The sequence below is a fragment of the Streptomyces hainanensis genome (genome assembly GCF_004348415.1).
Lineage (GTDB): Bacteria > Actinomycetota > Actinomycetes > Streptomycetales > Streptomycetaceae > Streptomyces > Streptomyces hainanensis.
In genome coordinates, this window is sequence record NZ_SMKI01000352.1 from 1 (window position 1) to 8,411 (window position 8,411).

The following is an 8,411-nucleotide window of genomic DNA, read 5'->3' on the forward strand; positions in this document are numbered from 1 at the left end:
CGTCATGACCGGAAACCCCCGTCCCCCCGGGGAAACGCGCCCCCCGGGGGAGTGAACCGACCGCTTCGGTGTTGACGCGCTCAGTCGCGCCAGTCGGCGCAGCAGAGGTAGACGCGGGGCGCCCCGCCCGGGTCGGGGACGGGGGCGTCGGCGGCGGCCCGGACACCGGAGCCGGTGATCTCGCCGGTGCGCGGGTCGACCACCCGGTAGGGGAGCGGTATCGACCCGTCGGACCAGGGCGCGATCCGCAGGTCGCCGCCGTGTTCCGCGTAGCTGACGTAGAGCCGGCCGGGCACCAGCAGGCCGCGTGGCGCCAGCGCCAGGTCCCAGCTCGGGGCCATGTCGGTGGTGGGGAGCCCGGCCAGGATCCGGGAGACCAGGCCGACGTAGCGGGAGCCCTCGAAGTCCAGCGCCTCCCGCCAGCCCGCGCCGTCGGCCACGAAGAACGGCTCGTGGCCCGGCTCGCCGGGCCGCAGCACCCACTGCCACAGGCTGCCCGCGCCGTAGACCACGCCCATCGTGGAGCCGGCGCACAGGTTGCTCCACGCCTCGTGGCCCTGCCACCAGCCCGCGCCCTTGCCGCGCGCGCCCGAATGCTCGTACGTCGGCTCGCCGTTGGCGACCGCCCGGACCGGCTCGTTGCGCCACATGTCGGCGACCCGTTCCGGCACGTGCTCGCCCCGGTGGCCCGTCTGGCACCACTGGAAGTCCAGCCAGGGCGCGTCCTGGTGGGCGTCGGCCCGGGAGTGCGGGCGGTAGTGGATGCCGCAGGGCTGGCCGTAGGCGTCCCACTCCTCGATCTCCCGGCCGCCGGCCTCGATGCCGGGCTCGTGGCCGCTACCGTCGGCGCCGACCAGGTAGACCACCGGGTCGGCGCCGTAACGGGCCACCAGGTAGCGGCAGTAGCGGGCGTACTCGGCCGGCTCCACGACCGGGCCCGCCGCCCGCAGGCCCTTCCAGCCGAAGCCGTGGAAGACGGGCTGGAGGACGGGGACGACGCCGTGCTCGGCGAGGATCGCGAGCAGCCGGTCGAGGTGCTGGAAGTAGGCCGGGTTCAGGTCGTTGAGGTGGCCGTCGCGCAGGTCCTCGAAGGCCACGTCGAAGCCCTCGTCCGCCGTCCGGTCCCGGGGGCCGCGCGCGTCCATGTCCGGCTGGACGCTCATCAGCAGCACCGCGTTGAAGCCCTTGCCGGCGCGGTCGGCGGCGTAGATCCGCACCTGCTCCTCGGTGGCGCGCCACGGCAGGCCCCAGGCGGTGTCGCCGACCAGCAGCGCCGGGGTGCCGTCGGCGTGCGTCAGGCTGCGTCCGCCGGGGGACATCCGCCAGAAGCCGTGCCGACGGAACGGGCCCTCGCCGGCCGGGCCCTCGGTCGGCGCCGGGCCCTCGGTCGGCGCCGGGGCCTCGGCCACGGCCAGCTCGCCGGTGCGTCCCGCGAGGCCGGGGTCGTCGACGTCGGCCTCGGTGCGCCAGCGCCAACTGCCGCCGGCCAGCGGGGAGGTGAAGCGGATCCGCCAGGTGCGGCCGCCGTCCCAGAAGGCGGGGCGGCGCAGCGTCGCGCCCGAGTCGTGGACGAACTCGGCCCAGACGGCGACCTCGGCGTAGGCGGCCGGGTGGTCGTGCTCGGCGGTCAGGGTGATGTCGGCACGCTGCCATGGGGATGTCGTCTGCACGGTGCGGGTGTCCTTCCTCAACTGCCTGTGGTGAGACGGGATCAGGGTTCGTCGAGCAGGCGGCGGGCGGTGGAGAGGTCGGTCACCAGCGCGGTGATCCACCGGCCGCGGACCGCGCCGCGCACCGCCGGGTACTTGCGGGGCCCGCCGGCGACCGCGATCCGCCGTGGCGCGCCGCGGAGTTGGTCGACGGAGACGCCGACGGTGCGCTCGCCGAGGCCGGCGTCCACGTGCACGCCGTTCTCGTCGAAGAACCGCTGGCAGATGTCGCCCACCGCGCCCAGGCCGCGCAGCCTGGTCAGTTCCTCCTCGGCCACCGCGTTGCCGCTGAGCCGCAGCAGCGGGGACGGCTCCAGGCTGCCGATGCCGACCAGCACCGCCGTCAACCGCTGCCAGGCCTCGCCCACTTCGAGCACCGAGGGGTCGCGCAGCAGCGAGAGCCTGGCCTCGGCCGAGCCCACCAGGCCCGGGGCCCGGACGAACAGCGGGACGGTGCCGGTGAGTTCGGCGAGCCGGGCGGTGAGCCTGGTGGCCTGCACCTGGCTGTGCGCGTCGCCGACCCCGCCCATCAGCTGGACGACCCGGCCGGCGACGGCGGCGGCCTTCCGCGGCCCCGGCTGCATCGCGTTGACGGCGGCCAGCAGCGTCTCGCTCCAGGTGGAGACGCCGATGACGTCGCCGTCCCGGAACGCCGTCTCCAGGTAGCCGGCCGCGGAGCCGCCCAACGCCCGCATCAGGCTGGGCGGATCGTCCAACAGGTCGTCGCCGTCCACGATCACGACGTCGGCCAGCCGGTACCGCTCGGCGACGGCGTCCTCCAGGTCGCTGTGGATGCCGGCGGGCGCCACCACCACCGTGCGGACCACACCGAGGGTGGTGGCCGTGCGGAGCATGCGGGAGACGCCGGCCTGGGTGAGGCCGAGCAGCTCGGCGATCTGGGTCTGCCGCAGCCCGCGCTCGTGGTACATCCGCGCGACGCGCACTATCTGGCGCAGCTTGGAGACGGTCATGTTGGCGGGAATCTGAGGAGGCTCGGACACGTCCCGCACCCTACGGGAGCCCACCACGGGGCGCCGCTGATCGCTCGTCACCCCGGCACCTCCTCGCCCGCCCCGCCGGCGGGGCGGCGGGAGCGGGCGACGGCCGCGTGCCAGCCGGCCCGCAGCGCGGCGCGCGCCTCGGGCGTGGAGCGGGGCCGGTGGAGGTCGGCCGCGGTGGGCGGCGGCGGCTCGGGCAGGTCGAGGGCGCGGGCGGCGAGTCGGGCGGCGCCGAGCGCGGAGAGGTTCCCGGCGTGTGGGCGGCGCACGGTGCGGCCCGAGGTGTCGGCCTGGAGTCGCATGAGGGCGGGGTTGGCGGTGGGGCCGCCGTCGGCGTGCACCAGGGAGACGGGTCCGGTGGCGCGGTCCATGGCGGCGATCACGTCCTCGACCTGGAAGGCGATGGATTCCAGGGCGGCCCTGGCGAGTTGGGGCATGCCGGTGCCGAGAGTGAGGCCGGTGACCAGGCCGGTGGCGTCGTTGTCCCACCAGGGCGCGGCCAGGCCGCCGAAGGCGGGGACGAGGTGGACGCCGCCGGAGTCCTCGGCGGCGCGGGCGGCGAGTTCGGTCTCGTCGACGCCGAGGAGGCCGGCCAGCCAGCGCAGGGTCGCGCCGGAGGAGCGGATGTTGCCCTCCAGGGCGTAGGCGGGGGCGCCGTCGTCCCAGGCCAGGGTCAGGCACAGCGCGTCGCCGACGGCGCGGGCGCCCGTGGTCAGGCCCATCACGGAGGAGCCGGTGCCGTAGGTCGCCTTGACCTGCCCCGGGGCGCGGACGCCGTGGCCGTACAGCGCGGCGTGCGAGTCGCCGAGCACGGCCGCGACCGGGGTGCCGTCCGGCAGGGGGGCCAGCCCGCGGACCGCGGGGAAGGGGCCGGTGGAGGGGACGACGCGCGGCAGCACCGCGCGCGGGATCCCGAAGAGGTCGAGGAGTTCCCCGTCCCAGGTCCTGGTGTGGACGTTCAGGAGCTGGGTGCGGGAGGCGTTGCCGACCTCGACGACGTGTCCGGCGCCGCCGCTCAGCCGCCACAGCAGCCAGGAGTCGACGGTGCCCAGGCACAGCTCCCCGCGCCGGGCTCCGGCCCGCGCCGGATCGTGGGCGTCCAGCAGCCAGCCCGCCTTCAGGGCGCTGAACATGGGGTCCAACGGCAGCCCGGTGGCCGCCCGGACCCCGGGGCCGGCCCCGTCCGCCGACAGCCGGGCGTGGACGTCGGCGGTGCGCCGGTCCTGCCAGCCGAGCAGTGGGCCGAGCGGCCGGCCGGTGGCCCGCTCCCACAGCAGGCACGACTCGCGCTGCGTCGACAGAGCGACGGCCGCCACCCGGGCCGCGTCCTGCCCTACCAGGCAGGCCCGGATCGCCGCCACCACGCTCTCCCACACCTCGTCCGCCGACTGCTCCACCCAGCCGGGGCGCGGGTGCGCGGTGGTCAGCGGCGCGGAGGCGGTGGCCAGCACCGTCCCGGAGGTGGTGAGCAGCACGGCCTTGGTGGCCGAGGTGCCCTGGTCGACGGCGAGCAGCATGGGGGCACCGCCCGGCCTCCCCCGGACTCCGTCCGGGGGGACCCCCATGGCTGGGGGAGGTTCGTGGCCCGTCACGGTCGACCCACCCCGGCGCCGGCCATGGCCAGCGCCTCGTGGGCGGCCCGGCGGATGCCCTCGGCGGTGAGCCCGAAGTGTTCGAGCAGGAAGGCGGCGTCGCCGGTGGGCGCGAAGCCGGTGACGCCGAGCAGCCGCATCGGCGTCGGCCGGCGCTCGGCGACCAGGGCGGCGACGGCGGCGCCGAGGCCGCCGCTGAGCGTGGCCTCCTCGACGGTGACCAGGGCGCGGACGCCGGCCACCGCGGCCAGCAGCGCGTCGGCGTCGAGCGGCGCGACGAACGGGGTGTTGACGACGCGGACCGAGACGCCGTCGGCGGCCAGCGCGTCGGCGGCGGCCAGGGCGCGGGAGACCGCGGTGCCGACGGCGATCACCGCCACGTCGGTGCCGTCCCGCAGCACCGGCGGGCGGTCGGGCGCGAACGGGGCGTCGGCGGGGATCACGTCGGGCACCCTGAAGCGGGGGATCCGCAGATAGCTGGGGCCGTCGTGGGCGTGGGCCCAGCGGACGGCGGCACGGGTCTGGGCCCGGTCGGTGGGCACCAACACGGTGAGCCCGTCGACGGCGCGCAGCCAGGACAGGTCCTCGACGGAGTGGTGGGTGGGCCCGAGTTCGCCGTAGGCGAGGCCGGGGCTCTGCCCGCAGAGCACCACCTTCCGGCCGCTGTAGGCGACGTCGGCCTTGATCTGTTCCAGGGCACGGCCGGTGAGGAAGGGGCCGGCGGCCGAGACGAAGGGCACCAGGCCGCCGTTGGCCAGGCCGGCGCCGACGCCCACCATGTTCTGCTCCGCGATGCCGACGTCGATCAGCCGGTCGGGGAACTCGCCGCGGAAGGCCACCAGGTTGCTGGAGCCGACCGAGTCGTTGCACACGGCGACCACCCGGCGGTCCTCGCGGGCCAGCGCGGCCAGTTCCTCGGCGAACACCTGCCGGCAGTCGTGGGTGGCGGCGTCGGGCGCGGGGGTCATCGGGCGAGCTCCTCGAACGCGAGGCGGACCTGCTCCTCGTCGGGGACCCTGTGGTGCCACTCCACCTGGTCCTCGGCGAACGAGAGCCCCTTGCCCTTGACGGTGCGGGCGATCACCGCGACCGGCCGGTCGGTGCCGGTGGGGCGCAGCGCGGCGAGCAGCGCGCCGTGGTCGTGGCCGTCCACCTCCCTCGTCTCCCAGCCGAACGCGGCCCACTTGGCGGAGAGGGGTTCGAGCGCGTTGGTCTCCTCGGTGCGGGCGCCCTGCTGGAGCCGGTTGCGGTCGACCACGGCGGTGAGCGAGCCGAGCCCCTGGTGGCCGGCGGCCATGGCGGCCTCCCAGTTGCTGCCCTCCTGGAGTTCGCCGTCGCCGAGCACCACCACGGTGCGCCAGGGCTCGGCGCGCAGCCGGGCGGCCAGCGCGCAGCCGACCGCGACCGGCAGGCCGTGGCCGAGCGGTCCGGTGTTGCTTTCCACGCCCGGCACCTTGCGGCGGTCGGGGTGGCCGCCCAGGGCGGAGAGCGGGGCCATGAAGGTGGCGAGCTCGGAGCGGGCGAAGTAGCCGCAGCGGGCCAGCGTGGCGTAGAGCGCGGCGGCGCAGTGCCCCTTGCTGAGGATCAACCGGTCGCGGCCGGGGGCCGTGGGGTCCTCGGGGTCCACGTCGAGGACCGCGCCGAAGAGCGCCACCAGGATGTCGGTCACCGACAGGTCGCCGCCGAGGTGGCCGAGTCGGGCGCGGTCGATCATCTCCACGACGGTCCTGCGGACGTCGCGGGACATCGCCCGCAGCGTCTCGACGGCGTCGGCCGGATCGCCGTCGCGCGTGGCCTGCCGGAGCGCGCGGTACCGGGCCGCGGCCGGGGGGTCAGCGGTCAGCATGTGAATATCCATTCACGCTAGCGATATCTATCTGATTATCTCCGCCTCGGATGGTGGTCCACGCCATCCCGCCCCGTCAAGACCTCGGGCTTCGCAGGCCCGTTGATGTCGAGGGGTCGCGCAGCAGTCTTGACACGCTACTTCGGCCGGTCCTACGGTCCCTGAATCGTCATAAAAACCGACCAGTTGAATGAATATTCAGGAGGGGTTCGCCAATGACGTCCGCACCGTCCTCAGCCTCCCGCACCTTCGCCGGCGGCATGTGGAGCTTCGGCCGCATCATCGACCGCTACGCGACCGACGGCTACGGCCCCGAGATCGGCACCCTCCGGACCATCGAGCTGGCCGCCGCCTCGGGCGAGCTGGTGGGCCTCGACCTCAACTACCCCTTCGACGCGGGCGTGGGCGTCGCCGACGTGAAGGCCGCCCTCGACGCGCACGGCCTGGTCGCCACCAACATCACCCCGGTCATCTACGACCGCCGGTTCCGCAGCGGCTCCTTCACCGGCGCCGACGCCGCCACCCGCCGGGCCGCGCACGACCTCGCCGAGGAGTCCGTCGACGTCGCCGCCGCGCTCGGCGCCCGCTACGTCAAGTTCTGGCCGGGACAGGACGGTTACGACTACCCGTTCCAGGTCGACTACCCCACCCTGCGCCGGCACGCCGTCGAGGGCATCAGGGACGTCGCCCGCAACCACCCCGACGTCACCTTCGGCATCGAGTACAAGCTCAAGGAGCCCCGCAACCGGCTCTTCTGGTCGACCGCCGCCGCCAGCCTCCTCGCCATCGAGCGGACGGGCGTGGACAACGTCGGCCTCGTCGTGGACTTCGGCCACTCCCTCTTCGCCAAGGAGAACCCCGCCGAGGCCCTGAGCCTCGCCCACGAGACGGGCCGCCTGGTGGACGTCGAGGTCGACGACAACTACCGCGAGTGGGACGACGACCTCACCGCCGGCGCCCTGCACCTCGTGGAGACCCTGGAGTTCCTGCACGTCGTCCGCGAGATCGGCTGGCAACACCCGGTCAAGCTCGACCTCTTCCCCTACCGCGAGGACCCGGGCGACGCCGTCCGCGAGTCCGTCGCCACCCTCCGCGCCCTGGAGGAGCGCGCCGCCCGGCTGCCGCTCGACGAACTCCGGGCCGCCCAGGCCGCCCACGACGCCATGACCGCCCAACGTCTCGTCCGCACGGCGCTCTTCGGCTGACGGCGGAGGCGCCCGATGACCATGGACCGCAGGCGGTTCCTCGGCGCCGCCGCCCTGGCCGCGACGCTCGGCGCGGCCGGCTCGCTGACCGGCTGCGGTGGCGGCCGGCCCAAGGCGTCGCCCGACCGGCTCTCGCTCTTCACCTACGCGGACGCCACCCAGGGCCCGCTGCTCGACCAGGTTCTGGAGTCCTTCCGAGCCGAGTCCGGCATCACCGTCCGCCACGACACCCTGCCGGGCAGCGGCGCCGCCCTCTTCCCCGACAAGGTCCGCACCCAACTCCTCGGCGCCCGGCCGCCCGACCTCTTCCAGATGTGGGGCGGCCAGATCGCCGCCCCCTTCATCGACGCCGGCCAGATAGCCAACCTCGACGCCCACTACGCCCGTTACGGCTGGGACGACGTGCTCAACCCGGCCGCCGTCCGCGACATGACGTTCAACGGCCACAGGCACGGCCTGCCCGGCGTGATCGCCAACCTCGGCTGCTGGTACCGCACCGACCTCTTCGAGCGCGCCGGGGTCGGCGTCCCCGCCGGCTACGACGAGCTGGAGGTCGCCTGCGACCGGCTGCTCGCCAGCGGCGTGGTGCCGCTGGCCACCGGCGGCGTCTACGGCTGGGACCCGATGCGGCTCTTCGAGTACCTGCTGGAGATCACCGCGGGCCCCGAACTGCACGACCGACTGCTGCTCGGCGAGGCGGACTGGGACCGCGCCGAGGTCAGGGACGCCTTCGGCCTGTTCCGGAAGTGGGTCGACCGCGGGTGGGTGCCCGACGGCTTCCTCGGCATCAAGCCCGACGTCGCCGACGCCTACCTCACCCAGGGCACCGGCGCCTTCCTGATCACCGGCCAGTGGCAGGAGTACACCAACATCGCCTCCGGGCTCGACCCGGCGCTCTTCGACACCTTCGTCCTCCCCACCGGCCACGACGTCGTCCGCACCTCGGGCTGGACCGAGGGCTTCTTCCTCTCCAAGGCGTCCCCCAACGCCGAGAACGCCGCCCGGCTCTTCGACTTCCTGCTCACCCCCGCCGCCCAGGAGGTCTTCGCCGGCTTCCGCAC

General features: G+C 74.8%; 7 protein-coding genes. 2 read left to right on the forward strand and 5 right to left on the reverse strand.

Annotated elements, in window-relative coordinates:
• Positions 1-80 precede the first annotated feature (80 nt).
• The 5 genes from E1283_RS26550 to E1283_RS26570 all read right to left on the reverse strand — a co-directional run bounded on the left by E1283_RS26550 (position 81) and on the right by E1283_RS26570 (position 6,145).
• Positions 81-1,670, reverse strand: a complete 1,590-nt coding sequence (locus E1283_RS26550) for a glycoside hydrolase family 140 protein (protein ID WP_132820684.1) — start codon at positions 1,668-1,670, stop codon at positions 81-83.
• Between the two features lie 41 nt (positions 1,671-1,711).
• Positions 1,712-2,710, reverse strand: coding sequence for a sugar-binding transcriptional regulator (locus tag E1283_RS26555; protein ID WP_243745125.1), 999 nt, complete (start codon positions 2,708-2,710; stop codon positions 1,712-1,714).
• Between the two features lie 47 nt (positions 2,711-2,757).
• Entirely contained in the window at positions 2,758-4,224 is a 1,467-nt protein-coding gene (locus tag E1283_RS26560; RefSeq protein WP_243745126.1) for an FGGY family carbohydrate kinase, read from the reverse strand.
• A gap of 71 nt (positions 4,225-4,295) precedes the next feature.
• Positions 4,296-5,267: a transketolase family protein gene (locus tag E1283_RS26565; RefSeq protein WP_132820686.1), complete on the reverse strand. Its 972-nt coding sequence runs from the start codon at positions 5,265-5,267 to the stop codon at positions 4,296-4,298.
• A complete protein-coding gene (locus E1283_RS26570; protein WP_132820687.1) occupies positions 5,264-6,145 on the reverse strand; it encodes a transketolase in 882 nt (293 codons plus the stop codon). Before E1283_RS26570 ends, E1283_RS26565 begins: the two co-directional genes overlap by 4 nt.
• Positions 6,146-6,360: 215 nt before the next feature.
• Between E1283_RS26570 and E1283_RS26575 the strand changes: the two genes are divergently transcribed.
• Together E1283_RS26575 and E1283_RS26580 are read left to right on the forward strand one after the other, a co-directional pair.
• Complete coding sequence (locus tag E1283_RS26575; RefSeq protein WP_132820688.1) at positions 6,361-7,350, forward strand: sugar phosphate isomerase/epimerase family protein; 990 nt, start codon at positions 6,361-6,363, stop codon at positions 7,348-7,350.
• 15 nt (positions 7,351-7,365) lie between these two features.
• A partial coding sequence (locus E1283_RS26580) for an ABC transporter substrate-binding protein (protein WP_132820689.1) occupies positions 7,366-8,411 on the forward strand: 1,046 nt, incomplete at its 3' end.